The 25,798-nt window shown below is 60.3% G+C and carries 22 protein-coding genes; 7 read left to right on the forward strand and 15 right to left on the reverse strand.

Annotated features, from left to right (window positions below; translation table 11 throughout):
- Positions 1–39 precede the first annotated feature (39 nt).
- Complete coding sequence (locus ACZ5RG_RS14170) at positions 40–1,572, reverse strand: YifB family Mg chelatase-like AAA ATPase (RefSeq protein WP_464447397.1); 1,533 nt, start codon at positions 1,570–1,572, stop codon at positions 40–42.
- 198 nt (positions 1,573–1,770) lie between these two features.
- Here ACZ5RG_RS14170 and ACZ5RG_RS14175 point away from each other — a divergent pair, with 198 nt between their 5' ends.
- From ACZ5RG_RS14175 to ACZ5RG_RS14185, 3 genes are read left to right on the forward strand one after another with little or no spacing between them, the layout of a single operon-like run.
- Complete coding sequence (locus ACZ5RG_RS14175) at positions 1,771–2,529, forward strand: TorF family putative porin (protein ID WP_464447398.1); 759 nt, start codon at positions 1,771–1,773, stop codon at positions 2,527–2,529.
- 28 nt (positions 2,530–2,557) lie between these two features.
- Entirely contained in the window at positions 2,558–2,896 is a 339-nt protein-coding gene (gene glnK, locus ACZ5RG_RS14180; protein ID WP_019430014.1) for a P-II family nitrogen regulator, read from the forward strand.
- 23 nt (positions 2,897–2,919) lie between these two features.
- Positions 2,920–4,455: an ammonium transporter gene (locus ACZ5RG_RS14185; RefSeq protein ID WP_298596499.1), complete on the forward strand. Its 1,536-nt coding sequence runs from the start codon at positions 2,920–2,922 to the stop codon at positions 4,453–4,455.
- A gap of 168 nt (positions 4,456–4,623) precedes the next feature.
- On the opposite strand, the gene ACZ5RG_RS14190 is transcribed toward ACZ5RG_RS14185, so the two are convergent.
- Both ACZ5RG_RS14190 and ACZ5RG_RS14195 read right to left on the reverse strand, forming a co-directional pair.
- Entirely contained in the window at positions 4,624–6,765 is a 2,142-nt protein-coding gene (locus tag ACZ5RG_RS14190; protein WP_464447399.1) for a xanthine dehydrogenase family protein molybdopterin-binding subunit, read from the reverse strand.
- A gap of 17 nt (positions 6,766–6,782) precedes the next feature.
- Positions 6,783–7,247 (reverse strand): (2Fe-2S)-binding protein, encoded by a 465-nt coding sequence (locus tag ACZ5RG_RS14195; protein WP_298596505.1) that lies wholly within the window; start codon positions 7,245–7,247, stop codon positions 6,783–6,785.
- A gap of 275 nt (positions 7,248–7,522) precedes the next feature.
- Here ACZ5RG_RS14195 and ACZ5RG_RS14200 point away from each other — a divergent pair, with 275 nt between their 5' ends.
- The 3 genes from ACZ5RG_RS14200 to glcF all read left to right on the forward strand — a co-directional run bounded on the left by ACZ5RG_RS14200 (position 7,523) and on the right by glcF (position 10,967).
- The gene (locus tag ACZ5RG_RS14200) at positions 7,523–8,458 is read left to right on the forward strand and encodes an SMP-30/gluconolactonase/LRE family protein (protein WP_464447400.1); all 936 of its coding nucleotides are present in this window, start codon (positions 7,523–7,525) and stop codon (positions 8,456–8,458) included.
- A gap of 79 nt (positions 8,459–8,537) precedes the next feature.
- Complete coding sequence (gene glcE, locus ACZ5RG_RS14205; RefSeq protein ID WP_464447401.1) at positions 8,538–9,707, forward strand: glycolate oxidase subunit GlcE; 1,170 nt, start codon at positions 8,538–8,540, stop codon at positions 9,705–9,707.
- Positions 9,708–9,722: 15 nt separating this feature from the next.
- Complete coding sequence (gene glcF, locus ACZ5RG_RS14210; protein ID WP_464447402.1) at positions 9,723–10,967, forward strand: glycolate oxidase subunit GlcF; 1,245 nt, start codon at positions 9,723–9,725, stop codon at positions 10,965–10,967.
- 90 nt (positions 10,968–11,057) lie between these two features.
- Here glcF and ACZ5RG_RS14215 read toward each other — a convergent pair whose 3' ends face one another.
- The 3 genes from ACZ5RG_RS14215 to ACZ5RG_RS14225 all read right to left on the reverse strand — a co-directional run bounded on the left by ACZ5RG_RS14215 (position 11,058) and on the right by ACZ5RG_RS14225 (position 14,201).
- Positions 11,058–13,175 carry an acetoacetate--CoA ligase gene (locus ACZ5RG_RS14215; RefSeq protein ID WP_464447403.1) on the reverse strand — a complete coding sequence of 706 codons (2,118 nt, stop codon included), beginning with the start codon at positions 13,173–13,175 and terminating at the stop codon, positions 11,058–11,060.
- An 84-nt stretch (positions 13,176–13,259) separates the two neighbouring features.
- Positions 13,260–13,616: a hypothetical protein gene (locus ACZ5RG_RS14220; RefSeq protein WP_298596532.1), complete on the reverse strand. Its 357-nt coding sequence runs from the start codon at positions 13,614–13,616 to the stop codon at positions 13,260–13,262.
- Between the two features lie 6 nt (positions 13,617–13,622).
- Positions 13,623–14,201 carry a cob(I)yrinic acid a,c-diamide adenosyltransferase gene (locus ACZ5RG_RS14225; protein ID WP_464447404.1) on the reverse strand — a complete coding sequence of 193 codons (579 nt, stop codon included), beginning with the start codon at positions 14,199–14,201 and terminating at the stop codon, positions 13,623–13,625.
- 153 nt (positions 14,202–14,354) lie between these two features.
- Here ACZ5RG_RS14225 and ACZ5RG_RS14230 point away from each other — a divergent pair, with 153 nt between their 5' ends.
- On the forward strand, positions 14,355–15,782 hold the full coding sequence (locus ACZ5RG_RS14230) for an FAD-binding oxidoreductase (protein ID WP_298596537.1): 1,428 nt from the start codon (positions 14,355–14,357) through the stop codon (positions 15,780–15,782).
- A gap of 15 nt (positions 15,783–15,797) precedes the next feature.
- On the opposite strand, the gene ACZ5RG_RS14235 is transcribed toward ACZ5RG_RS14230, so the two are convergent.
- The 9 genes from ACZ5RG_RS14235 to mnmG all read right to left on the reverse strand — a co-directional run bounded on the left by ACZ5RG_RS14235 (position 15,798) and on the right by mnmG (position 25,700).
- Positions 15,798–17,546, reverse strand: coding sequence for an ATP-binding protein (locus tag ACZ5RG_RS14235; protein WP_464447405.1), 1,749 nt, complete (start codon positions 17,544–17,546; stop codon positions 15,798–15,800).
- Complete coding sequence (locus ACZ5RG_RS14240; protein WP_298596543.1) at positions 17,543–19,291, reverse strand: ATP-binding protein; 1,749 nt, start codon at positions 19,289–19,291, stop codon at positions 17,543–17,545. The genes ACZ5RG_RS14235 and ACZ5RG_RS14240 overlap by 4 nt, the downstream gene beginning before the upstream one ends.
- Positions 19,292–19,307: 16 nt before the next feature.
- Positions 19,308–20,225: a ParB/RepB/Spo0J family partition protein gene (locus ACZ5RG_RS14245; protein WP_298596546.1), complete on the reverse strand. Its 918-nt coding sequence runs from the start codon at positions 20,223–20,225 to the stop codon at positions 19,308–19,310.
- Positions 20,226–20,227: 2 nt separating this feature from the next.
- Positions 20,228–20,809, reverse strand: a complete 582-nt coding sequence (locus tag ACZ5RG_RS14250) for an RBBP9/YdeN family alpha/beta hydrolase (protein WP_298596564.1) — start codon at positions 20,807–20,809, stop codon at positions 20,228–20,230.
- A gap of 27 nt (positions 20,810–20,836) precedes the next feature.
- The gene (locus ACZ5RG_RS14255) at positions 20,837–21,607 is read right to left on the reverse strand and encodes a ParA family protein (RefSeq protein ID WP_464447406.1); all 771 of its coding nucleotides are present in this window, start codon (positions 21,605–21,607) and stop codon (positions 20,837–20,839) included.
- Positions 21,608–21,622: 15 nt separating this feature from the next.
- Complete coding sequence (locus ACZ5RG_RS14260) at positions 21,623–22,240, reverse strand: LysE family translocator (protein ID WP_464447407.1); 618 nt, start codon at positions 22,238–22,240, stop codon at positions 21,623–21,625.
- Between the two features lie 40 nt (positions 22,241–22,280).
- Positions 22,281–22,895 (reverse strand): LysE family transporter, encoded by a 615-nt coding sequence (locus ACZ5RG_RS14265; protein WP_464447408.1) that lies wholly within the window; start codon positions 22,893–22,895, stop codon positions 22,281–22,283.
- Between the two features lie 181 nt (positions 22,896–23,076).
- Positions 23,077–23,733 (reverse strand): 16S rRNA (guanine(527)-N(7))-methyltransferase RsmG, encoded by a 657-nt coding sequence (gene rsmG / locus ACZ5RG_RS14270; protein WP_298596559.1) that lies wholly within the window; start codon positions 23,731–23,733, stop codon positions 23,077–23,079.
- Positions 23,730–25,700 carry a tRNA uridine-5-carboxymethylaminomethyl(34) synthesis enzyme MnmG gene (gene mnmG / locus ACZ5RG_RS14275; RefSeq protein ID WP_315236070.1) on the reverse strand — a complete coding sequence of 657 codons (1,971 nt, stop codon included), beginning with the start codon at positions 25,698–25,700 and terminating at the stop codon, positions 23,730–23,732. Before mnmG ends, rsmG begins: the two co-directional genes overlap by 4 nt.
- Between the last annotated feature and the right edge of the window lie 98 nt (positions 25,701–25,798).

Raw genomic sequence — 25,798 nt, forward strand, 5'->3', positions numbered from 1 at the left:
GGCAACACGACGCTCAGGTGTAACCGGCTGTGAGTGGCGTCATTGCTCTTTGAGCACCCGCCGGTATTGCACCGCTTCGGCCACATGCATGGCCTCGATGGTGTCGCTGCCGGCCAAGTCGGCAATGGTGCGGGCGACCTTCAGGCTGCGGTGCACACTGCGGCCGCTCCAGCCCAGCTTGGCCGCCGCTTTTTGCAGCAAAGCCGTGGCGCTGGCGTCCAATCGGGCATGGGCGTCAATGGCTTGGCCTTGCAAGTCGGCATTGGCACAGCCTTGGCGAGCCAGGGCTCGTTCACGGGCGACCAAGCAGCGGGCCGCCATGGTTTCGGTGCTTTCACCGGGTGGGGCATTCAGCAGGTCTTGTGCTGGCAGGCTGGGCACTTCGATGTGCAAATCAATCCTGTCAAGCAGTGGGCCGCTGAGCTTGCCCTGGTATCGGCTGACCTGATCGGGCGAGCAACGGCAGCTGCGCGTGGCGCTGCCCAAATAACCGCAAGGACAGGGGTTCATGGCCGCGATCAGCTGAAACCGCGCCGGAAACTCGGCCCGCCTTGCCGCCCGGGCGATGGTGATGGTGCCTGTTTCCAGCGGTTCGCGAAGGGCCTCCAATGCGGCTCTTGGGAATTCCGGAAGCTCATCCAAAAAAAGCACGCCGTGGTGCGCCAACGAGATTTCACCCGGCCGGGGCGGAGAGCCGCCGCCCACCAGCGCCACGGCGCTTGCCGAGTGGTGCGGCTGGCTCGTGGGGCGTTGCGCCCAGCGGGCAAGGTCAAAGCGCCCGGCCAAGCTGGCGATGGCGGCCGACTCCAATGCGGCTTCAATGCCCATGGGCGGCAGCAAACCCGCAAAACGTTGGGCCAGCATCGACTTGCCCGAACCCGGAGGGCCGACCATCAAGAGCGAGTGCCCACCAGCGGCCGCGATCTCGAGCACCCGTTTCACGCCCGCTTGGCCTTTGACATCTGCCAGATTGGCGTAAAGCGGTGGCGAAGACGGTGTGCTGGGAGCCATTCGCGCCCAGCCGCCACTGGGGTCGAGCGGGGGCTCGTTCGACGGTGGCAGAAACTGTTGCACCACATCCAACAGATGCCGCGCCCGGAAAACTTCGGCATCGGGCACCAAAGCCGCTTCTTCGGCGCTGCCCGGCGGCAACACCAAACGGGTGCGCACCTGCTGCTGGCGCAGCACCAGGCTCATGGCCAGCGCACCGCGAATGGGCCGCAGCTCGCCCGACAAAGACAATTCACCAGCAAACTCGTAGTCGGACAGTTTGCTGGCGTCTATTTGTCCACTGGCCGCCAGGATGCCCAATGCAATGGGCAAATCCAAGCGGCCTGAGTCTTTGGGCAAGTCGGCCGGGGCCAGGTTGACGGTGATGCGTTTGTTGTGGGGAAAGTCGAGGCCGCTGTTTTGCAAGGCGGAACGCACCCGTTCGCGCGCTTCCTTGACCTCAACATCGGCCAGCCCCACCAAGGTGAAGCTGGGCAGGCCATTGGCCAGATGCACTTCAACGGTGACTGGCGGCGCCTGCAGACCAATCAAGGCGCGACTGCGCACCAAACTGAGACTCATATTTCCTCCATGCCCCATGCTGGTGCATGGTGGGTGTTCTTGCACGCAGACACGCCATACAGAACTTGTTTGAATGCCATTCAACCATGCACAGAGTCATAAAGCACTGGTAAATGCCCGCAGAGGCGGTGTGAACGCATGGTTGGCACGCTCTCTGCTTAAGTGGCTTGTCCTTTCTTCACTTTATTGGAGTTACTCATGAAAAAAATCCTCGTTCCTTCCCTGATCGCCCTGGCTTTGGGTTCCGTGAGCGGTTTGGCACAAGCCCAAGCAGTAGCCCCTGAGAGCAGCCTGTCTTTCAACGTAGGTGCTGTGAGCGATTACCGTTACCGCGGTTTGTCCCAGTCACGTTTGCAGCCAGCGCTGCAAGGTGGCATGGATTACGCAGACAAGAGCGGTTTTTATGTGGGTGCTTGGGGTTCGACGATCAAGTGGATTAAGGACACCCCTGGCGTGACCAAAGGCACCACCGAATTGGATCTGTATGCAGGTTACAAAGGCGCTGTGGGTGATGTAGCTTATGACGTCGGTTTGTTGAGTTATGTTTACTCGGGCAACAACTATGGTGATGCCAGTGCGGGCGGTACGAAAAATGCCAACACCAATGAAGCTTATGCGGCATTGACCCTGGGGCCAGTGACCGCCAAGTATTCACATGCTTACAGCGATTTATTCGGCAATGCAGATACCAAAAACAGCTACTACTTGGATCTGAGTGCCTTGTTTGATTTGGGCAATGGATACTCTTTAACGCCTCACGTCGGCTATCAAAAATTCAAGAACCTTGCAGTTGCAACTTATACCGACTACTCACTAACGCTCGCTAAAGATTTGGGTAATGGTCTGTCTGCCTCGGCTGCATTAGTTGGCACCGATGCCGATAAAGGCTTCTACACCTTGAAAGACAAGTTCAACGGCAAGTCCGGCGTGACGGTTGGCCTGAAATACGCCTTCTGATTCCCACACAACAACACAAGGAGCCATCATGAAACTGGTGACCGCCATCATCAAACCCTTCAAGCTGGACGAAGTGCGTGAAGCACTTTCGGGCATCGGCGTTCAGGGCATTACCGTGACCGAAGTCAAAGGCTTTGGTCGTCAAAAGGGCCACACCGAGCTGTACCGTGGCGCTGAATACGTGGTCGATTTTTTGCCCAAGGTGAAGATCGAAGCGGCCGTGTCTGACGACCTGGTCGAGCGCGTGATCGAAGCCATCGAATCCGGTGCCCGCACCGGCAAGATCGGCGACGGCAAGATCTTTGTGTACGACCTCGAGCAAGTGGTTCGCATCCGCACCGGTGAAACCGGCGGCGAAGCCCTTTGACAGACAAGAAAGAGAGTCAAAAAATGAAAAAGCTACTCGCTACTTTGGCCTTGGGCCTGAGTCTGGGTTGGGGTGTGTTCGGAGCGGCCTCTGTCGCCACCGCGCAAACCGCGCCCGCCGCCGTGACGGCACCTGCTGCCGAAGCCAAACCAGCCGATGCAGCCGCTCCGGCTACGGCCCCTGCGGCCGCAGCCCCTGCTGCGGCAGAAGCAGCTCCAGCGCCCGTGCCCAACAAGGCCGACACCGGCTGGATGATGCTGTCCACCATCTTGGTCATCTTGATGGTGATTCCGGGCCTGGCCTTGTTCTACGGCGGTTTGGTGCGCAGCAAAAACATGCTGTCGGTGCTGATGCAAGTCGTGGTCACGTTCTCGCTGATCACTGTGTTGTGGTTCGTTTACGGCTACAGCCTGGCGTTCACCGAAGGCAATGCCTACATCGGTGGTTTTGACCGCTTGTTCATGAAGGGCATCTGGGACAACGTCGCGGGCACTTTTGCCAACGCCGCCACCTTCAGCAAGGGTGTTTACATCCCTGAGATCTCGTTCGCAGCCTTCCAGGCCACGTTCGCAGGCATCACTTGCGCCCTGATCGTCGGTGCTTTTGCTGAGCGCATCAAGTTCTCTGCCGTGCTCGCCTTCATGGTGCTGTGGTTCACCTTCAGCTACCTGCCTGTGGCGCACATGGTCTGGTTCTGGATGGGTCCTGACGCTTACGCCTCGAAAGAAGTGGCCGATGAGATGACCAGCAAAGCCGGTTTGTTGTGGCAGTGGGGCGCGCTGGACTTCGCTGGCGGTACCGTGGTGCACATCAACGCCGCTGTGGCTGGCTTGGTCGGTGCTTTCATGGTCGGCAAGCGTGTGGGTTATGGCCGTGAATCGATGGCCCCTCACAGCCTGACGTTGACCATGGTGGGTGCCTCCTTGCTGTGGGTGGGTTGGTTCGGTTTCAACGCCGGTTCTGCACTCGAAGCCAACGGTTTCGCTGCACTGGCCTTCATCAACACCTTGATCGCGACAGCCGGTGCTGTGTTGGCCTGGTGTGTGGGTGAAGCGCTGATGCGTGGCAAAGCTTCCATGCTGGGTGCCGCTTCGGGTGCTGTGGCAGGCTTGGTCGCCATCACGCCAGCTGCGGGCAACGTGGGTCTGGGTGGTGCTTTGATCATCGGCTTCATCGGCGGCTTCGCTTGCCTGTGGGGTGTGAATGGCCTGAAGAAAATGCTCGGCGCGGACGACTCGCTGGATGTGTTCGGTGTGCACGGTGTTGGCGGTATCGTCGGTGCCTTGTTGACCGGCGTGTTCAACTCGCCTGCCTTGGGTGGCCCCAGCGCCGTCGGCGACTGGGTGACTGTGACCATGATCACACCTGACGCGTACTCCATCGCAACACAAGTGTGGACCCAGGCCAAGGCCGTATTGCTGACCATTGTGTGGTCGGGCGTGGTCTCGGTGGTCGCCTTCAAGATCGTTGACCTGACCATCGGTCTGCGTGTCACCGAAGAAGAAGAGCGCGAAGGTCTGGACATCTCCTCGCACGGCGAGTCGGCCTACCACGGTTGATCCCATGTGATCGCTGGGTGGTGATGAAAATCACCACCCACAAAAAACCCCGCAGTGTGAAAACACTGCGGGGTTTTTCTTTGGGAGCGAATGTGTGCTCAGCCCAAGGCGCAAGCCGTCACACGCAAGTCGCCGATGTCCAGAGTTTTCATCTGAAAATCCGCGCGTTCAGGCTGCGCGCAAAGCGTCGGCGGTGATGGGCAGACGGCGTACGCGCTTGCCGGTCAGTGCCGCCACCGCGTTGGCAATCGCAGGTGCGGCCACCGCGGTGCCTGGCTCGCCAATGCCGCCGGGCTTTTCGGTGCTCTTGACCAGCACGATGTCGATTTGCGGCGACTCGTGCATGCGCACAGGCTCGTAGCTGTTGTAGTTGGTCTCTTGCACGCGGCCATTCTTCATGGTGATCTGGTGCTTGAGCACAGCGCCCACACCGAAGACGATGCTCGACTGCAACTGGGCCTCGACAGTGTCAGGGTTGACCATGTGGCCCACATCTGCCGCCACGGTGACCTTGTGCACCTTGACGCTGCCGTCAGGATTCAGACTGACCTCGGCCACCTGGGCCAAGTAACTGTCGTAACCCTCCATCAGCGCGATGCCATGGGCACGGCCTTTGGGCAATGCCTTGCCCCAACCGGCCTTGTCGGCTGCGAGCTTGAGCACATTGGCAAAACGGGGTTTGCCCGCCAGCATCTTCATGCGGTAGGCGTATGGGTCTTGCCCTGCTGCCTTGGCCATCTCGTCCACAAAACTTTCGTTGGCGAAGGCGTTCATGCTGTGGCTCACAGCGCGCCAGTAACCCACACGCACGCCGGTGTCGTGAATCACCAGATCGTGTTGGGTGTTGGGGATGTTGTAGCCCATCACGGCGGCTTCGGCCATGAAGGGGTCCAGCGTGTCTTTGGGCAAGCCGAATGCGCGTTGCGTGACCGATTGCGAAGCCACCTTGAAGTGCAGGGCGGTCGGCATGCCGTTGGCATCCAGTCCGGCCTTGAGCTGGTTGACGCCGGCAGGACGGTAGTAGTCATGCATCATGTCTTCTTCGCGTGTCCACAACAGCTTGACGGGTTTGCCCACGGCTTTGGAAATTTCGGCCGCTTGCACAATGAAATCCAACTCCAGGCGACGACCAAAACCACCGCCGAGGTACGTGGTTTTCAGGGTGATGTCTTCGGGCTTGACCTTCAGGGCGGCAGCCACGGCACCTTGAGCGCCTTGCTGAAACTGCGTTGGCCCGATCAGCAGCACCTTGTTGCCTTGCACATGGGCGGTGAAGTTCATGGGCTCCAAAGGTGAATGCGACTGCATGGGCGAGACGTATTCGGCTTCGAGTACTTTGGCGGCCCCTTTGAGTGCCGCGGCCACATCGCCTTGCGGTTTGATGATCTCGATCACTTTGCCGGACTTGGCGGCTTGGCGCGTGCCCTCGATGACGCCGGCATCGCTCAAAGCGGCACCTGCCCCTTCGTCCCACTGCACCTTGACGGTCTCGCTGGCCTTCTTGGCGCGCCACCACGAGTCGGCCACCACGGCCACGCCGTCGCTGATCTGCACCACGGCCTGCACACCGGGCATGCCTTTGGCTTGTGCGGCATCAAAGCTCTTGACCTTGCCGCCAATCACCGGGCACTGCTGAACGGTGGCGTAAACCATGCCCGGCAACTTGACGTCGATGCCGAATTCAGCAGTGCCGTTGGTTTTGGCCGGCGTGTCGACGCGCTTGGTGCGTTTGCCAACGATGCGGAAATTCTTGGGGTCTTTAATCGGTGGCTTTTCGGGCATGGGTATGCGCGATGCCGATTCTGCGAACTCACCGTAGGTAGCCTTAAGGCCTTTGGGGCCCAACAGCATGCCTTTTTCAGCTTTAACCAAGTCGCGGTCCACGCCCCAGTGAGCTGCGGCGGCGGTGATCAGCATTTCACGAACCTGGGCACCAGCGATGCGCAGCTTTTCCCAGCTGCCGCGAACAGAGGTCGAGCCGCCAGTGATCTGAGCACCCAACAGGGCGTTCACATACACCGCGCCAGGAGGTGCATCCACGACCCTGATTTGGCTGAGTTCAACGTTGAGTTCTTCGGCCACTAGCATGGGCATGGCGGTGTGCACGCCTTGGCCCATCTCGGAGTGCGCGCTCAAGATGGTGATGGTGTTGTTGTCGGCAATGTGAACCCATGCATTGGGTGTGTGCACGGTGCCAGCGGCCATGGCTTGACCCAAGGAGCCGGGCAAATGCAGCGCCATCAGCAAGCCGCCAGAAGCCGCTGCACTGGTTTTGAGGAAGGAACGGCGGGAGGTTTGGATTTCGTTCATGTGTGTTCTCCGGCGGATCAGGCTTTGCGCATCATGGTGGCGGCATCTTTGATGGCCGCACGGATACGGGGATAGGTGCCACAACGGCAGATGTTGCCGCTCATGGCGTTGTCAATGTCGGTGTCGCTCGGGTTTTTATTTTTGCTCAGCAAGGCCGCAGCGCTCATGAGCTGGCCCGACTGGCAATAGCCGCACTGAGGCACGTCGTGTTTGATCCAGGCCACTTGCAAGGGGTGGGTGTTGTTCTTGGACAACCCTTCAACGGTGGCCACTTTTTTGCCGGCGACCGCATTCAGGGGCGTTTGGCAAGAGCGCACAGCCTCACCGTTGACGTGCACGGTGCAGGCGCCGCACAAGGCCGCGCCGCAGCCAAATTTGGTGCCGGTCATGCCGAGTTCATCGCGCAAGACCCACAACAGGGGGGTATCGGTTTCGGCGTTGGCCTGTGCAGGCTTGCCATTGACTTGGAAATTCACGCTCATCAAAGTCTCCTCAAAGCGGGTTTGTAACGGATACGCATACCTTCGGCGAAAGGCCCTTGTTCCGTGCTTCGTGTAAACCCTGATGTGATCGGTTTCGCGCCCTCTTTTTCTTGAAATCTGTCACCTGTGTGCCAACCGTCAACGCCTGAAAACGCAGCGCGGGTCATGCAAGCGAAAACGACGGGTTCTTTCGGGTTACCAATTGGCGCATTTCGAACCATGGACATCACCTGCGGGGGCACAATCCAAGACATCTTTTTCAGCCCGAGTTCCGCATGACCCACACCCTGGCCCCTGAGTGGCAAGCCTTGACCACCGAACCCGACGGCCTGAGCGAATCGCCCTTTTGGCACCCCGAAGAAAACCGGCTGTACTGGGTCGACATTCCGGGGCGACGCATCGGGCGCGTGCGGGTGCAAGGCGTGCAGCCCCAAGGGGCGGTTGAATACTGGCCCCTCACGCAAGAGCCGGGCTGCATCGCGCCTGTGCAAGGCGGTGGTTTGGTCATGGCCTTGCGCGACGGCATCTACCTGGCACGTGAATGGGGCGGGCCTTTGCAAGCGCTGGCAGCCGCGCCCTACGACACCAGCAAACTGCGCTTTAACGATGGCAAATGCGATGCGCAAGGGCGCTTTTGGGCGGGCAGCATGTACGAGCCCCGCGATCAGGCGCTGGGCGTTTTGTATGCGTTGCAAGACCAAGCTTTGCACGACAAAGCCCACGGCGCCACCACTGCCAATGGCCTGGCGTGGTCACCCGACGGCCACACACTTTATTGGTCTGACACCGCGTCGCACTGCGTGCGCGCCTGGAACTTTGACCCGGCCACGGCCAGTTTGTCGCACGAGCGCGTGTTCCAGCAGTTTCCGATCAAACCCGCAGGCTGGGTCTGGGGCGATGCGGCGGCCTCCGCCTATGGCGGACGCCCCGACGGCGCCACGGTGGACAGTGAAGGCGCTTACTGGTCGGCCCAATACGAAGGCAAGCGCCTGGTGCGCTTGTCGCCTGCGGGCGAGGTGCTGGCCGTGGTCGAAACGCCTGTGCAATGCCCGACCATGCCCTGTTTTGGGGGCGCAGACCTCAAAACCCTGTTCATCACCAGCTCGCGCCAAGGGCGCAGTGCCGCAGAGCTGGGGCTGTACCCGCTGTCAGGCTGCATCTTTGCGGTACGGGTAGAAGTAGCAGGGTTGCCTGTGAACTTTTACCGTTGACCGTTCGCGAATTTCCCACAACCCCCCCGTTCAAAAAATTCACGCAGCCGCCAAAGGGTGGGGGTTACCATCCTTTCCCATGGAAGTTCAACTCAATACCCTGATCGACGCCGTACGCCAGGCGGGTGCAGATGGCCGCGTGCTGCGCTTGCGCGGCGGTGGCACCAAAGACTTTTGGGGCCAAAGCCTCACAGGCGATGTGCTCGACACCCGCGCTTACCGGGGCATCGTGAGCTACGAGCCCAGTGAACTGGTCGTCACCGTGCGCGGTGGCACGCCACTGGCCGAGCTGGAAGCCGCATTGGCAGAAAAAGGCCAATGCCTGGCGTTTGAGCCGCCGCACTTTGGCCAAGATACGGCCACTGTGGCCACTGTCGGCGGCATGGTCGCCGCGGGCCTGAGCGGCCCGGCCCGCGCCACCGCAGGCGCTGTGCGCGACTATGTGCTGGGCGCACGCTTCATCAACGGCTTGGGCGAACACCTGACTTTTGGCGGTCAGGTCATGAAAAACGTAGCCGGGTACGACGTGAGCCGCCTGATGGCGGGCAGCTGGGGCACGCTGGGCTTGATCACCGAGGTCAGCCTGAAAGTGCTGCCTGTGGCCCCGGCTGAAGCAACTTTGATGGTCGCGGGCTTGGCGCAAAAAGGGGCACTGGATTTGTTGCACCGCTGGGGCGGTCAACCGCTGCCGCTGAACGCCAGCGCCTGGGTGCGCGACACCACGGCCCAGCCTGTGGCCGACTATTTGTTTGTGCGCTTGCGCGGTGCGGTGGCGGCTGTGCAATCGGCCATTAGCAAGATGAGCGCCGATGCGGTGGCCTTGGGTGCCCAAGTGCAGCAGATGGACAACGCCGAAGCCGCGCAAGACTGGCGCGCCAGCGGCGAGCAAACGTTGCCGTTCTTTGACGCCCCGAGCCCCGACGCCTGTCTGTGGCGTTTGTCGGTGCCACAAACTGCACCCGCACTGGATTTGCCTTACCCCGCTTACATTGAATGGCAAGGTGCGCAGCGCTGGTTGTGGGCACCGGCCTCGGCAGCAGTGGCTTTGCGTGAGTTGGCACAAACGGTGGGGGGTCATGCCACCTTGTTTCGCGCCAGTGCCGCCCATGCCGATGTAGACAAAGCCGCTGGCGTCAACACCCCGCTCGATGCAGTGCAACAACGCATTCAGCAGCAACTGCAAAAGCAGTTCGACCCCAAAGGTGTGTTCGCCACAGGTCGTATGCACCCCCACACGTCAGCCATTTGATCCGGGACGAAAACCATGCAAACCCAGCTCGCCCCCGAATACCAAAACACCCCCGAAGGCCAAGAGGCCGAAGCCATCTTGCGCAAGTGCGTGCACTGCGGGTTTTGCACCGCCACCTGCCCCACCTACCAATTGCTGGGCGACGAGCTGGACGGCCCGCGTGGCCGCATCTATTTGATGAAGCAGGTGCTCGAAGGCGAAACGCCCACGCGCAAAACCCAGCTGCACCTGGACCGCTGCTTGACCTGCCGCAACTGCGAAAGCACTTGCCCCAGCGGCGTGCAATACGGCCACTTGGTCGACATAGGCCGCAAGCTGGTCGACGCCAAAGTGGAACGCCCCGCAGGCGAAAAAATGCTGCGCTGGGCACTGAAAGAAGGCTTACCTTCGCCCCTGTTCGCGCCTGCCATGAAGATGGGCCAGATGGTGCGTGGCCTGCTGCCCGCCAGCCTCAAGGCCAAAGTGCCTGCGCCGCAAAACGCGGGCGCATGGCCCACCGCGCAGCATGCCCGCAAGGTGCTGATGCTGGCCGGTTGCGTGCAGCCGAGCATGAGCCCCAACATCAACACCGCCACCGCCCGCGTGCTCGATGCGGCAGGCATCCAAACCGTGACCGCCCCGAAAGCCGGTTGCTGTGGCGCGGTCAAGTTCCACCTGAACGACCACGACGGCGGCAAAGACCACATGCGTGCCAACATCGATGCGTGGTGGCCGCTGCTTGAATCAGGCGAGGTTGAAGCCATCGTCATGAATGCCTCGGGCTGCGGCGTGATGGTCAAAGACTACGGCCATGTGCTGAAAGACGACCCGGCTTATGCCGACAAGGCCGCCCGCATCGGCGGCTTGACGAAAGACCTGAGCGAGCTGCTGCCCGAACTGGTGCCCCTGCTGCAACCTCGTTTAAAGCCCGAAGCCTTGGAGGCTGCAGGCCTGCAGGCCTACCACCCGCCCTGCACACTGCAACACGGCCAACAACTCAAAGGCGGTGTCGAAAAGCACTTGGGCGATCTGGGTTTCCAGATCAAGGTCACCGCCAATGAATCGCACCTGTGCTGCGGCTCGGCGGGCACCTACAGCGTGCTCAACCCCGAGCTGTCCAAACAACTGCGTGACCGCAAGCTGGGCCACCTGAACGCGCTAGAACCCCAAGGCGTGCTCAGCGCCAACATCGGCTGCATCTCCCACCTGCAAAGCGGCAGCGGCCTCCCGGTGCGGCATTGGGTGGAGTTGTTGGACGAAGCCATTGGCGTCTCATCGTAAGAACGTTAAACGACACAAATCACCACTGAAGTTTTAACGTGTGACCTTAGGTTTTCAGTGGTTGACTGCCCGCTGCTTGCCTGACTGTTGTCAAACGGACACGGCCTTGCACAGATGCTGTTTGGCCAGTTCCACATACCAGTCCAGACAAGCCGGGTTGGCCATCGCATCCTTGTTGACCACTTTTTCGAGGGGCTGACCCAGCATGAGTTTCTTGATCGGCAGCTCCTGCTTTTTGCCGGACAAGGTGCGCGGGATTTCGTCGACCTGAAAGATCTCGTTGGGAATGAAGCGCGGGCTCAGCGCCACTTTGATGGCGTTGTTGAGCTTGGCCTTAATCGCATCGTCCAACACCGTGCCGGGGCGCAACACCACAAACAGCGGCATGTAGCTTTCTTTGCCCAGGTACTCCAAGTCCACGACCATCGAGTCCATGACTTCGGGCAGGGCTTCGACGGCGCTGTACAGCTCGCTGGTGCCCATGCGCAGGCCATAACGGTTGATGGTGGCGTCGCTGCGGCCAAAGATCACGCAGCCTTCGCCATCACCTTTTTTTTCGGGATTGCCGCTGCCGATGCGCAGCCAGTCGCCATGCCGCCAGACGCCGCCCATGCTGGCCGGGCCGTCGCCGCCACCGGGCTGGCGGCCGTGGCCTGCGGGGTACATCTCAAAATAACTGCTCAGGTAACGGGCGTTCTCTTTGTCACCCCAGAAGAACAGCGGCATCGACGGGATGGGCTGCGTGCAGACCAGCTCGCCCACTTCGCCCTTGACCGGCTCACCGGCTTCGTTCCACGACTCGACCGCCGCGCCCAGCATGCGACATTGCATGACGCCGGGCTCTTGCGGCAGCTCGCGGTGGCCGCCCACAAAGGCGCCCGCAAAGTCGGTGCCACCTGAAATGTTGCACCACCAGATGTCGGTGCCGATTTTTTCAAACTGTGCTGTACCCCAGCTTTGGGTCTCGGGCGACAAAGGCGAGCCGGTGGTGCCCAAAGCACGCACCCGCGACAGGTCGCCGCAGCGGCCAATGTCCAGATTGGCCTTTTGGCAATTGGCAAAGTAAGCTGCGCCCGCGCCAAAGAAGGTGACTTTTTCTTGCGCCGCCATGCGCCACAAAATGCCCCAGTCGGGCTTGTCTTTGCTGCCACCAGGGTTGCCGTCATAAATCACACAGGTCACGCCATTGAGCAAGCCAGCCACTTGGGCATTCCACATGACCCAGCCAGTAGAGCTGTACCAATGAAAGCGCTCGCCAAAGCTGTTGGGGTGGTAGCTGCAGCCCACGTCGTTGTGCAATATCTTGTTGGCCAGGGCGACGATCACGGTGCCGCCGTGGCCATGCACGATAGGTTTGGGCAGGCCGGTGGTGCCGCTGGAATAGACGATCCACAAGGGGTGATCAAAAGGCAAACTGAGCGGCTCAAAGGCTTGCACCTCGGCATCGTCACGCGCGGTGATGGCCGACATTTGCACGCTGGCTGCCACGTCGCAGCTGGCCAGGTCGAGCGTGCCCAGGTTTTCATGGACGATGACGTGCTGCACGCTGGGCAACGCGTCCTTGAGCTCCTGCACCACGCTCATGCGGTCAAAGTCGCGCCCGCCGTAGCTCACGCCATCCACCGCAATCAACACTTTGGGCTCAATTTGTTTAAAGCGGTCCAGCACGGCGTGGGTGCCCATGTCGGGCGCACAAATGCTCCAGACACCCCCCACGCTGGCCGTGGCCAAAAAAGCCACCATGGCTTCGGGAATGTTGGGCAAATACGCGGCCACCCTGTCGCCCGGCTGCACACCCTGGGCTTGCAGGTGCAAGGCCAAAGCGGCCACTTGGCGGCGCAGCTCGGGCCAACTCATCTCACGGCGCAGGCCTTTTTCGTTGTGGCTGATGACGGCCAGCAACCCCGCCTCATGCGCTGGCTTGACATGCCGCAGCACCTGATGGGCATAGTTGGTTTTGGCACCCGGAAACCACTGCGCCCCGGGCATCACGTTGTTCGCCAGCACAGCGGTGTGCGGGGTGGGCGACACCAACTCAAAGTAGTCCCAAATGCTCTGCCAAAAGGCATTGAGGTCGGTCACAGACCATCGCCACAGGTCGTTGTAGGTGGCAAAACTCAGGCCGCGTTGGTCACGCAACCAGTTTTGGTACAGCCTGATTTGGGGCAGATAGGGGGCAGGGCCTGAGGGTTGTGTCGCTGTGTTCATGCTGTGCAGCGTAGCAGCGGCCATGCTGCGCTGTCACGCGCAACAACCCTCAAACATGCACCTAGGTGACAGCATCCACCACCGTCATCCCGGGGCCGTTTCGCAGCGGCCCTGGCCCGAGGCTTGTCCCCGAAAATCACTTTGCCATTGCAGCGTCACCCAGTCGATCTGGATGCGCTCGTTGTCTACCGCCGTCATGACACCGCCCGGCAAAAGCGAAAAACCATACGGCTCAACTCCGTCAATGCGCAAACGGCGAACGGCTTTGCGGTCCCAGTCAATGCGCACCTCACGCACCCAAGTGCTGCGCTGCGGCATGTACACCACGGCGCAGCTCAAGACCACCGAAGACGGTGACGCCCAAGCCGGGCCAAGCGCTGCGAGGGCAAGCCCCAGACCCGTCAGCGTCCGCAGGCCAGCAATGCGTCGGCACCAAGACATGGCAGCTCAGACCGACGCGTCTGGTTTGTCGCTCTGGTTCATGCGCTGGCTTTTCCAGTACACGTCATCGCCACCGTTCATGCGGTTGAGCACGCGGGCCAAGACAAACATCAGGTCAGACAAGCGGTTGAGGTATTGCCGAGGCATTTCGTTGATGGCTTCTTCGTTGCCCAAGGCCACGCAAGCGCGTTCGGCGCGGCGGGCCACGGTGCGGCAAACGTGCGCTTGAGAGGCCCCGCGTGTGCCTGCGGGCAAGATGAACTCTTCGAGCTTGGGCAGCTGCGCGTTGTAAGTGGCCAAGGCCTCGTCGAGCGCGGCCACGGCCTCGGCTTTCAACAGCTCAAAATCAGGAATGGACAACTCACCCCCCAGATTGAACAACTGGTGCTGCACTTCCACCAATACATCGCGCACGCCCTGCGCCATGTCTTCGCACAGCAACAAGCCGATGTGGGAATTCAGTTCGTCCACCTCGCCCATGGCATGCACGCGCAAGCTGTTTTTGGACACACGCTGGTTGTTGCCCAAGCCGGTGGTGCCGTTGTCGCCGGTGCGGGTGGCGATTTGTGTGAGTCGGTTGCCCATGGTGTTGTCCTTTTTGCAGCGCAGATTTTGCGTCCAGATTGTCGAGCAAGACCCCTTTGCTTGTCTGACACCGGACAACAAGCCCCGGGTTTGCGGCGTAAACTGCGTTTTCGCATGTTTGGCGGGGTCTGCTCGCCACCTCAGGAGACTCCCATGAACGCCCCCACACCCGCAGCCCATCTGGCTCCCGAAATCGCCCAACGCGATGTGCCCGAAGCCTTTTTGACCGCCCTGAAAACGCGCTTCAAAGACAACTGTTCCACCGCTTTGGTGGTGCGCGAGCAGCATGGGCGTGACGAGTCGGCCTTCACCCATGTGCCGCCACCCGCCGCCGTGGTGTTTGCCGAATGCACACAAGACGTGGCCGATGCGGTGGCACTGTGCGCCGAATACAAAGTGCCCGTCATTCCATTTGGCGTGGGCTCTTCGCTCGAAGGGCATTTGTTGGCGGTGCAAGGCGGCATCAGCATCGACCTGATGCGCATGAACCAGGTGTTGTCGATCAACGCCGAAGACCTGACGGTGACGGTACAACCGGGCGTGACGCGCAAGCAGCTCAATGAAGAGATCAAGTCCACCGGCCTGTTCTTCCCGATTGATCCGGGCGCGGACGCGACCATCGGCGGCATGAGCGCCACGCGGGCCAGCGGCACCAACGCCGTGCGCTACGGCACCATGCGCGAAAACGTGCTGGCCATGGAAGTGGTCACCTCGGCGGGTGAGGTCATCCGCACCGGCACCCGCGCCAAGAAGTCGAGCGCCGGTTACGACCTGACGCGCCTGATGGTGGGCAGCGAAGGCACGCTGGGCGTGATCACCGAAATCACGGTGCGTTTGTACCCTTTGCCCGAGGCCATTTCAGCGGCCATCTGTTCTTTCCCGAGCATCGAAGCGGCCGTGCACACCGTGATCCAGACCATCCAGCTGGGCGTGCCGATTGCCCGTGTGGAGTTGATCGACCACAACACCGTGCGCATGGTCAACGCTTACGCCAAGCTGGGCCTGCGCGAAGAGCCCATGTTGCTCATGGAGTTTCACGGCTCGCCTGCGGGCGTGAAAGAGCAGGCCGAGACCGTGCAAGAGATCGCCAGCGAGTTCGGTGGCAACGCCTTTGAATGGGCGGTCACGCCCGAAGAGCGCACCCGCCTGTGGACAGCGCGGCACAACGCTTACTTTGCTGCCATCCAGAGCAAGCCCGGCTGCCGCGCCATCAGCACCGACACCTGCGTGCCGATCAGCAAGCTGGCCGATTGCCTGCTGGACTCCATCACAGAAACCGACGCCAGCGGCCTGCCCTACTTTTTGGTGGGCCATGTGGGCGACGGCAACTTCCACTTTGGCTACCTGATCGATCCGAACAACCCGCAAGAGTGCGAAACCGCCGAGGCGCTGAACCAGCAGCTGGTGCACCGCGCCCTGCGCCTAGGCGGCACCTGCACCGGCGAACACGGCATTGGTTTGCACAAGATGGATTTTTTGCGCACCGAAACCGGCGAGGGTGCGGTCGACATGATGCGCACCATCAAGCGGGCGCTGGACCCGCACAACATCATGAACCCAGGGAAGATTTTCTCGATGTGATGCGCCCCTAAAGGCTCACAAGCGCTGCAGCAACAACTGCTCGACGCGGTTGCAAAGCTGGACGGGCTCAAACGGTTTGAGCATGACGGTGTTCAGCCCCGCTTGCCGAAAGGTCTCCAGGTCTACCGGGTTGACATTGGCCGTCAGGCCCATCACCGGCAATGTTCGCCAAGCGTCGTTTTGGCGCAGGCGACGGGTGGCTTCGATGCCGTCCATCTCGGGCATCACCATGTCCATCAGCACCAGGTCCACGCTGGACTGCGCCAGCAAGTCGAGGGCCTGCTGGCCATTCACGGCTTCAAGCACCTGCGCCTTGGGCCAGGCGTTTTTCAGGACCTGCTTGACCAGCAAGCGGTTGATCGGGTGATCGTCCACCACCAAGAAACGCCAAGCCACCTGCGCGGTTTGCGTGGGGCCCAGCGTCTGTTCTGCCTGCAATGAGCGCTCTGGCGATTCGCACGCGGGTAAAGTCAGACGAAACCAGAAACGCGAGCCCTGACCAGGCGCACTTTCAAAACCCATCTCACCGCCCAGCAACTCGACCAACTGACGCGAAATCGCCAAGCCCAAACCATTGCCGCCATAACGGGCCTGGATGTTAGCGTCGGCCTGCGCAAAGCGGCGGAAGATGCGGTCTTGCTGCTCTTTGGGAATACCGATTCCGGTGTCCTGCACCGAAAACAGCACGCCCGGGTTTTCCCATTGCACCCGCAAAACCACCGAACCCTGGTGGGTGAACTTGAGGGCATTGCCCAACAGGTTCACCAACACCTGCATCAGGCGGTGACGGTCGGTGCTCACCCAAGTCGGCAAGGCATCGTCTTGCTCGATGCGGTAGTCCAGTGACGTGCCGCGCACGCGCGACAAAAACAACTCAAACGCATGCAAGGCCACATCGCGCAAGACAAAGGTTTCGCGCTGCACCATCAATTGCCCAGCCTGCAATTGCGAATAGTCCAGGATGTCGTTGATCACGGTCATCAGGTGATCGGCCGCACGCCCGGTGTGTTGCAAGGCCTTGACTGCCTCGGGCCGGTCTTGCACACGCGATAGAAGCAAAGCATTGAAGCCCACAATGGCGTTCATGGGGGTGCGCAATTCGTGGCTGACGATGCCAATGAAGTGCTCGCGCATGCGCAGCGCATGCTCCAGCTCAAGGCGCTTGGTTTCCAGCTCTTGCTGGTAGGCCCGGATGACACGCAAGGCATTGACGTACATGCGGTCGTAGATCATGGGCACGACAATCATGACCATCGTCAAAATGCTGTACGTGGTGTAAGCCTGTCCGACTCTGAACTGCTGCACGTCGTACGCTGGCGACCACTGCATGTAGCTGCCCAGCCCCAAGCCGGAAATGACCAGCAACATCACCACGTACCAAGCCGCACCCGCCCGCCAACTGACCATGTAGAGCGGCGTCAAAGGCAAAATCATCAACCATGCGATGTTCCTTGAATAGATGCCGCCCGTGAACCACACCAAAACGATCAGCAAAAGCGTGCCGATCGATGTGCCCAGGTTCACGGCCCACGGCAATGGCAAGCCTTTCTGGAACGCGGCCAACAAGGCCACCAAAAAAACCACCATGATCAGGTACATCCACCGGAACACGGGCAGCGCCGGGTACAAGGAATACCCAAGCAACACCCCAATGATCAGCGCCACAAAAAAGAAGGCGTAGGGCATGCGCCCCGGTCGAAAACGCGAGGGCAGGCAGGCCACCACGCGGTCCGCAAGGTCTCTGAACAGCTTGGGCGTGTTCATGCCAGCAACCCCCGTGCTCGGCGCACATGCGTGCTCACTGCGGCCACTAATTTGGCGGTGTCCATGGGCTTGCTCAGCACGTCGTTCATGCCGGCATCCAGACACTGCTGGCGCTCGTGCGAATGGGTATTGGCCGTCAAGGCCAGGATCGGCATGTGCGCGGTCTGCGTCGGAAAGTGGCGCCGGATTTGGCCGGTCAACTGCATGCCATCCATCTCGGGCATGACCATGTCGATCAGTGCCACGTCGAAGACCTGGGCCTCTAGGCGTCGCAAGGCCTGAGCGCCATCGGTGCACTGGGTGATGCTGGCTTTGGGCCAAATTTTTTGCAACTGCAGCCGCGCCACCATCAGGTTGACCGTGTTGTCATCCACCAGCAAGATGCGCAACGGCTCACTGGCCAACAAAGCTGGCACCGGTACCGTGGCAGGACGGTCAGGCAACACGTCTTCCAGAGGCAACTCAAACCAGAACACCGAGCCTTGGCCCAAGCTGCTGCGCACACCAATCTCGCCCCCTTGCAGGGCCACCAGCCGCTCGCAAATGGTCAAGCCCAGCCCTGTGCCGCCAAACGCCCGGTTGGTTTGCACGTCGGCATGTTCGAACTGCCGAAACACATGGGCTTGCTGCTCGGGCGCAATGCCACGACCCGTGTCCTCGACTTCAAAGCGCCAACGCGGTAACGCGGGCATGACCCGCAAAATGACGTGGCCTTTGTCCGTGAACTTGATGGCATTGCCCAGCAAATTGCCCAAGATTTGCAACAAACGCTGACGGTCCACACGCACCTGGGCGGGCATGGCCGAATGCAGCAACAGCTCGCAACTCAGCCCTTTTTCTGCGGCCAGCTTGCGAGGCGAGGCAACGGCCTCTTCCAGCAGTTGGCGCAAATCCACGTCTGCGGGCACCAGCTGCAGCTGGCCCGCCTGCAATTGCGAGAAATCCAGAATGTCGTTGACCACTTGCAACAGGTGCGTGGTGGAATGGCGGATGTGGTCCACCACCTCGGTGTGCTCGGGCCGATCGGCCAACTCTTGGCGCAAAACGCCATTCAAACCCAGAATGGCATTCATGGGCGTGCGCAACTCGTGGCCCACCGCCGCAGTGAACTCGTCCTTTTGGGCTTGCGCCTGCATCAAGGCGTCATGGATATCGCGCAATTCACGGTTGCGGTTTTCCACATCCCACAGCTGGCTGGCGTGCATATTTTCACCCACGAAAACCCCCAGCATCAGACTACTCAAGGCCAACAAATGGTTGACCAGCGTTTGTACAAAAATGGTGCTCAAATCGTCCGGCAAAGGCGTCGGTCCGCCCGCGTTGGCGGCCACGTACATGCCCAACAAACACAGCAGGTTGATCCCAATCCAGGCAAACGCCGCCCGTGGCCCCAATATCAGCAACACCGGCACAGACAGCACGCCCAACCACTCCATGGCACCCGAGTTCAGGCCCCCGGTGTGCCACGCAATGTGCAGCGCCGAGCCCACGGCCAAGGCGGTGGTCGTGTGCACGATCACCGGATACCACCGTGGAACACCCAAGCCCAACCACATGGACCAGGCCAATGCGGTCACGACCAGGTTGACCCGCGTGTCATAAGCCCCCGCTGGAAACAGCCAATAAAACAGCGAGAGGAGCCCCAGCAAACCCACGTAAATGGACAAAATCAGCCGATGGGTCAGGATCAGGCCCAGAAAACGCTTCTGCTTAGGGCGATGGGAAGCCGTGACGAAAAGCGGCATGATGGCAGCTCTCAGGTCAACCGCGCAGCTTGTCGATCAGGCCGTTGAGCTCGTCCAGCGAGCCGAACTGGATGCTGAGTTCGCCCATCTCTTCCATCTTGCCCAGACGTTTGACGCGTTTTTTGACACGCACCTCAACTTGTGCCATCAACAGATCAGACAACTCCTCTTCGACCCGGCGCACGTCGCGCGACTTTTCTTTCTTGGGCTTTTGCGTGACCAGGTTGAATTCGGCACCGAGCTTTTTGGCCAGACTTTCGGCCTCGCGCACCGACAGTTTTTTGGCGGCGATTTGGTTGGCTGCGGTGATTTGCGCCGCTTTGTCGAGCGACAGCAAAGCGCGGGCGTGGCCCATGTCCAGGTCGCCCGCCATCAACATGGTCTGCACCGGGTCGGCCAGATTCAACAAACGCAACAGGTTGCTGGCAGCGCTGCGCGAGCGGCCAACCGCTTGGGCCGCCGTTTCGTGAGTGAGCCCAAACTCTTTGATCAGGCGTTGCAAGCCTTGCGCTTCTTCGAGCGGGTTGAGGTCTTCGCGTTGGATGTTCTCGATGAGGGCCATCGCCGCAGCGGCCTCGTTGGGCACATCGCGAACCAAGACCGGAACCGATGTCAGGCCCGCCAACTTGCTGGCCCGAAAACGCCGCTCGCCCGCGATGATCTCGTATTTGCCCGCGTTGTCGCCCTCCGTGAGCTGGCGCACCAGGATCGGCTGCATGATGCCTTGCGCTTTGATGGATTCGGCCAACTCGTACAAAGCGCCCTCGTCCATGCGGGTGCGCGGCTGGTACATGCCGGCCACCATTTGGTCGAGTGGGAGCTGGGTGGACACGCCCGTATCTGCGGTCATGTCGGCCGCAGGGGCGTCCTGCACTTTGGGGCCCAGCAGGGCTTCGAGTCCACGGCCAAGGCCTTTGGGTTTTTTGGTGACCATGGTCAATCCTTCAGTAATGTTTGCAACAGCGCATGGCCCATAGGCCAATCGCCCAGCGATGAATCGGCATTGATGTGCCCGGCAGCGCCCAGATCTACCCAGCGTGCACCCCAGTCTTGGGCCAACCCTTGCGCCCGAGTCAATGTGCAATAAGGGTCATTCTGGCTGCCCACCAGAATGCTTTTGAACGGCAAGGCTTGGCGCACGATGGGCGACCAACCGGGCAAGCGGTTGTTCAGCTCGGGGTCTTCGGTGTCACCCGGCGCCACCAGCAAGGCCCCGCGCACACGGGTTGTGTGCCGGGACACGGTGGCCCAAGCGGCCACCAAAATACAGCCCAAACTGTGCGCCGCAAAAACCACCGGGCCGGGGGCGTCGATCACGGTGTCATCCAAGCGCGCCAACCAATCGCCACGCAAGGGCCGCATCCAGTCGTTTTGCTCGACCACGGCATAACCGTGCAGACGCGCCCATTGCATTTGCCAATGGTCCGCGCCGCTGCCTTGCCAGCCCGGCAGGATCAACACCGTTGCGGGCTGAGCCAATGTGGCGTCAAAGTTCGCAGATGGGGCCAAAACGGTTATCTCTGTGATGTGGAGGCTTGTGGCGGCTCAGAGCGTGGGCGCGCGCCGCACCAGCTCTTGCGCAAAATCGACATAGGCCTGACTGCCTTTGGCCGAGGCGTCAAACACCACGCCGGGCAAGCCATAGCTGGGCGCTTCGGCCAGACGCACGTTGCGCGGAATCACGGTGTCAAAAACCTTGTCGCCAAAATGGGCCTTGAGCTGCTCGCTGACCTGCATTTGCAAGGTGATGCGCGGATCAAACATGACGCGCAACAGGCCAATGATCTTGAGGTCTTTGTTCAGGTTGGCGTGCACCTGCTTGATGGTGTTGACCAAGTCGGTCAGGCCTTCGAGTGCAAAGTACTCGCACTGCATGGGCACGATCACACCATGGGCCGAACACAGGCCATTGAGCGTGAGCATGGACAAAGAAGGCGGGCAATCGATCAGCACAAAGTCGTAATCGGCATCGGCCAGCGCCAAGGCGTTTTTCAGGCGCTGGTCGCGGTGCTCCAACTGCACCAACTCCACCTCGGCCCCGGCCAGCTCACGGTTGGCGCTCAGCACGTCATAACCGCATTTATCGGCCTTGATCACGGCTTCAGCAATGGTGGCTGACTCCAGCAGAACATCGTAAACACTCAACTCAACAGCACGTTTGTCGATGCCCGAGCCCATCGTGGCGTTGCCTTGCGGGTCCAAGTCCACCAACAGCACACGCTGCCCGACTTTGGCCAAACCAGCGGCCAGGTTCACGGTGGTGGTGGTTTTGCCCACCCCGCCTTTTTGGTTTGCAACGCAGAAAATTTTGGCCATGAGGATCTGCCCAGGTTATTTGGAAATGGCCAACTTGATGCCAAAGCCGATGAGAAACACGCCCGCCAATTTCTCCAGCACGCGCCCGATCACGGGGTTCGCGCGCATGCGTTCGGCCAGGTGGTGGGTGAGCAAGGTCATGCCCACGCCGTAAAGCAAGGTCAAGGCCGCAATGGTGGCGGCCATGACGCCAAAGCTGAGCAAACCCAAATGGGTTTGAGGGTCCACGAACAAGGGAAAAAACGCCATGTAAAACACAATCGCTTTCGGGTTGAGCAAGGTGATGGCAAAGGCTTGCTGCCCATATTGACGCGGCCGGATGTTCATCACCGGGGCATCACCCGCTTTGGCCGACAGCATCTTCCAGCCCAGCCAAGCCAAATACACAGCGCCCGACCACTGGATGGCGGCAAATGCGGTCGGGTAAGTGGCCAGCACCGCGGCCACACCAGCCACAGCCAACCACATGAGCACTTGATCACCCACGATCACGCCCAAGGTGGCCATCAAGCCGCCCGCCACGCCGCCCTTGCTGGTGGAGGTGATGAGCGCCAAATTGCCAGGGCCGGGAATGGCCAGAAACAACACAATGGCGGCCACGAACGAGCCGTAATCAGAGATACCAAAGAACATCAGCAACTTTCATGGGTAAAAAGGAGGGCCAAGCGATCGCTCATTTGGCAAGCACCATCTTGAGGCCAAAGCCGATCAGGCACAGGCCCGCCAGCTTTTGCAAAAAACCCGAAAACCGGGGATTGGCCCGGATGCGCTCGGCCATGAAATGGGTGACCACGACCACACCCAAGCAATAGGTAAAGCCCAGTGCCGCAATCGTCAGGGCCATCACCGCAAAGGTGATCCAGCCTTGGTGATTCACCGGATCAATGAACTGCGGAAAGAACGCGAAATAAAACATGATCGCCTTGGGGTTGAGCAAGGTGATGAACATGGTTTCACGAAAGTAATGCCCGGGGGTGATCTGGATGCTGGGGCCCTCACCCGCTTTGGCCGTGATCATTTTGTAACCCAACCAGGCCAGATACGCAGCGCCCAACCACTGCAAAACCAGGAACAACGTCGGGAAGCTTTTGAGCACCGCAGCCACACCCGCCACCGTGAGCCACAACAAAATCTGATCACCCACAAGCAAGCCCAACACCGAGGCCAAACCGCCCGACAAACCACCTTTGCTGGCCGAACTGATCAAGGCCAAGTTACCGGGGCCAGGCAAGAACAAAAGCAAGACAAAAGCTGCGGCAAATGCACCGTAATCCGAGATGCCAAACATGGGTTTTCTTTAAAGGGAATGGGCTGAGTGTAAGTGATGCCCGACCGGCCACACCCAAGGCAGCCAAGGCGACCATGTGTTTCACGTGAAACAGCTGTTCAGGCGTGGCAAAGTGCCGTGCGTGCGGGGTGCTCAGGCGACACACAAAGGGCGACACCTCCCCAAAGGACATAGCCCCGAATCAGACCGGGCTGGCAGCCTCGGGCTTCATCCAGACCATGCAGCGCTCAACGTCCAACCCCGGCACAGCCAATGGTTCCACGTGAAACACTTTCACATCAGAGGGCAATGCCTTGATTTCATCCTGCGGATGCTTGCCCTTCATGGCCATCCAGACACCGCCCTCCGCCAAAGCCGAACGTGACCAGCTTACAAAGTCTGGCAGCGATGCAAAAGCGCGGGAGCAAATCACCTGATATGGATCGGTCAAAGACTCGACACGCGCATGAATGCCACGCAAGTTGGGCAACTTCAGGCTCACCGCCACCTGCTGCACAAATGCGGCTTTCTTGGCGACAGTGTCTACGCAAGTGACATTCAGCTCAGGCATGCAAATGGCCAACACCACGCCAGGCAAGCCGCCACCCGAACCGACATCCAACACCCGAATGGCTTGACCTTGGGTATGCCGAGCCAAGGGTGCCACCGCCGTCAAGCTGTCCAGCAGATGGTGCGAGAGCATGTCTGCCGGGTCGCGCAACGCCGTCAGGTTGTAGACCTTGTTCCATTTCTGGATCAAGGCCACATAGTCCAGCAAAAGCTTTTGCCGATCATCAGACAAGTTCAGGCCCAAGGCCTGGATGCCGGCGCTCAGGCCGGAGGCCAAATTCACACTCATGCGGATTGACCTTCTTCAGTCGGCTGCATGAAACCCTTGAACCCGCCCTTTTTCAGGTGGATCAACAGCAAGGACACGCTGGCGGGCGTGATGCCCGAAATGCGCGAAGCCTGACCGAGGGTTTCAGGTCGGTGCTTGGCCAGCTTTTGCCGGGCTTCGATCGACAAAGCCGAGACCTGCATGTAGTCCAGGGTTTCGGGCAAGCGCAAGTGTTCGTAAAACGCAGCCCTTTCGACCTCACCCTTTTGGCGGTCGATGTAGCCAGAATACTTGGCGGCAATCTCGACTTGCTCAATGACCGTGGCACTCAGCTCACCCAATGTTTCACGTGAAACATCAGGGCTGGCCATGCGCCCCTCGTCCAAAGACATCAGCGCTTGGTAAGACACATTGGGTCGGCGCAACAAATCAAACAGCTTGTGTTCGTGTTCAATGGCTTTGCCAAGTACACGCACCGATTCTTCGGCTGGCAAATTGCGCGGGTTCACCCACACAGACTTGAGACGCTCTGTTTCACGTGAAACAGCGTCGCGCTTGCGGCTAAAAGCATCCCAACGCGCATCGTCGACCAAGCCCATCTGGCGGCCCACTTCAGTCAATCGGGCGTCGGCATTGTCTTCGCGCAGCTGCAAGCGGAACTCGGCCCGGCTGGTGAACATGCGGTAAGGCTCGGTCACGCCCTGGGTCACCAGGTCATCCACCAAAACGCCCAAATAGGCTTGGTCACGCGCAGGCGTCCAGGAGGCTTCGCCACGGCATTGCAGCGCGGCGTTGATGCCAGCAAACAAGCCTTGCGCGGCGGCCTCTTCGTAGCCGGTGGTGCCATTGATCTGGCCGGCGAAAAACAGGCCGTTGATCTGGCGGGTTTCAAAGCTGTTTTTCAAGGCTCGCGGGTCAAAATAGTCGTACTCGATGGCGTAGCCTGGACGCAAGATATGGCAGTTTTCAAGGCCCTTCATCGAGCGCACCAGGTCGTACTGAATGTCAAACGGCAGGCTGGTCGAGATGCCGTTGGGGTAGTACTCGTTCGTCGTCAGGCCTTCGGGCTCCAAAAAAATCTGGTGGCTGTCTTTGTCGGCGAAGCGGTTGATCTTGTCTTCCACGCTGGGGCAATAACGTGGGCCCACGCCCTCGATCTTGCCGGTGAACATGGGGCTGCGGTCAAAGCCGGAGCGGATGATCTCGTGCGTGCGCTCGTTGGTGTGGGTGATCCAGCACGGCATTTGCTGCGGGTGCATCTCGGTCCGGCCCATGAAACTGAACACCGGCACGCCATCGGTTTCGTTCATGCCGCCGGGCATGCCGTCGCCGGGTTGCTCGGTGCACTGGCTGAAGTCGATGGTGCGGCCGTCCAGGCGCGGCGGCGTGCCGGTCTTCAGACGCCCTTGCGGCAACTTGAGCTCTTTCAACCGGGCTGACAGGCTGACAGCGGGTGGATCACCTGCCCTGCCCGCCGCGTAGTTTTGCAGACCCACATGAATCTTGCCGTCCAAAAAGGTGCCAGCGGTCAGCACCACGGTGCGCGAACGGAAACGGATGCCCACCTGCGTGACCGCCCCCACCACCCGGTCACCCTCCACCATCAGGTCGTCCACTGCCTGCTGAAACAACCACAAATTGGGCTGGTTTTCCAGCATGCGGCGGATGGCGGCTTTGTACAAAATGCGGTCGGCCTGCGCCCGCGTGGCCCGCACAGCCGGCCCCTTGGAACTGTTGAGGATGCGGAACTGGATGCCGCCTTCGTCGGTGGCCAGCGCCATGGCACCGCCCAATGCGTCCACCTCTTTGACCAAATGGCCCTTGCCGATGCCACCAATCGAGGGGTTGCAGCTCATCTGCCCCAGCGTTTCGATGTTGTGGCTGAGCAAGAGCGTTTTGCAGCCCATGCGTGCTGAAGCCAGTGCGGCTTCTGTTCCGGCATGGCCGCCGCCGACCACGATCACATCGAATTCTTGAGGGTAAAGCATGAAAAGTCCGCCTAGAATGAAGGCCAAAAATAGGCGCTGCCTGCGCCGTGAACCGCCCTGCCACGGGGTTGGCTGAAGCTGCTTATTTTACAGGCAGG

Source organism: Limnohabitans sp. TEGF005 (genome assembly GCF_055394835.1).

Coding starts and splice junctions, on each gene's coding strand:
- ACZ5RG_RS14170 (WP_464447397.1), bottom strand. CDS start 1,572: ATGAGTCTCAGTTTGGTGCGCAGTCGCGCCTTGATTGGTCTGCAGGCG.
- ACZ5RG_RS14175 (WP_464447398.1), top strand. CDS start 1,771: ATGAAAAAAATCCTCGTTCCTTCCCTGATCGCCCTGGCTTTGGGTTCC.
- glnK (WP_019430014.1), top strand. CDS start 2,558: ATGAAACTGGTGACCGCCATCATCAAACCCTTCAAGCTGGACGAAGTG.
- ACZ5RG_RS14185 (WP_298596499.1), top strand. CDS start 2,920: ATGAAAAAGCTACTCGCTACTTTGGCCTTGGGCCTGAGTCTGGGTTGG.
- ACZ5RG_RS14190 (WP_464447399.1), bottom strand. CDS start 6,765: ATGAACGAAATCCAAACCTCCCGCCGTTCCTTCCTCAAAACCAGTGCA.
- ACZ5RG_RS14195 (WP_298596505.1), bottom strand. CDS start 7,247: ATGAGCGTGAATTTCCAAGTCAATGGCAAGCCTGCACAGGCCAACGCC.
- ACZ5RG_RS14200 (WP_464447400.1), top strand. CDS start 7,523: ATGACCCACACCCTGGCCCCTGAGTGGCAAGCCTTGACCACCGAACCC.
- glcE (WP_464447401.1), top strand. CDS start 8,538: ATGGAAGTTCAACTCAATACCCTGATCGACGCCGTACGCCAGGCGGGT.
- glcF (WP_464447402.1), top strand. CDS start 9,723: ATGCAAACCCAGCTCGCCCCCGAATACCAAAACACCCCCGAAGGCCAA.
- ACZ5RG_RS14215 (WP_464447403.1), bottom strand. CDS start 13,175: ATGAACACAGCGACACAACCCTCAGGCCCTGCCCCCTATCTGCCCCAA.
- ACZ5RG_RS14220 (WP_298596532.1), bottom strand. CDS start 13,616: ATGTCTTGGTGCCGACGCATTGCTGGCCTGCGGACGCTGACGGGTCTG.
- ACZ5RG_RS14225 (WP_464447404.1), bottom strand. CDS start 14,201: ATGGGCAACCGACTCACACAAATCGCCACCCGCACCGGCGACAACGGC.
- ACZ5RG_RS14230 (WP_298596537.1), top strand. CDS start 14,355: ATGAACGCCCCCACACCCGCAGCCCATCTGGCTCCCGAAATCGCCCAA.
- ACZ5RG_RS14235 (WP_464447405.1), bottom strand. CDS start 17,546: ATGAACACGCCCAAGCTGTTCAGAGACCTTGCGGACCGCGTGGTGGCC.
- ACZ5RG_RS14240 (WP_298596543.1), bottom strand. CDS start 19,291: ATGCCGCTTTTCGTCACGGCTTCCCATCGCCCTAAGCAGAAGCGTTTT.
- ACZ5RG_RS14245 (WP_298596546.1), bottom strand. CDS start 20,225: ATGGTCACCAAAAAACCCAAAGGCCTTGGCCGTGGACTCGAAGCCCTG.
- ACZ5RG_RS14255 (WP_464447406.1), bottom strand. CDS start 21,607: ATGGCCAAAATTTTCTGCGTTGCAAACCAAAAAGGCGGGGTGGGCAAA.
- ACZ5RG_RS14260 (WP_464447407.1), bottom strand. CDS start 22,240: ATGTTCTTTGGTATCTCTGATTACGGCTCGTTCGTGGCCGCCATTGTG.
- ACZ5RG_RS14265 (WP_464447408.1), bottom strand. CDS start 22,895: ATGTTTGGCATCTCGGATTACGGTGCATTTGCCGCAGCTTTTGTCTTG.
- rsmG (WP_298596559.1), bottom strand. CDS start 23,733: ATGAGTGTGAATTTGGCCTCCGGCCTGAGCGCCGGCATCCAGGCCTTG.
- mnmG (WP_315236070.1), bottom strand. CDS start 25,700: ATGCTTTACCCTCAAGAATTCGATGTGATCGTGGTCGGCGGCGGCCAT.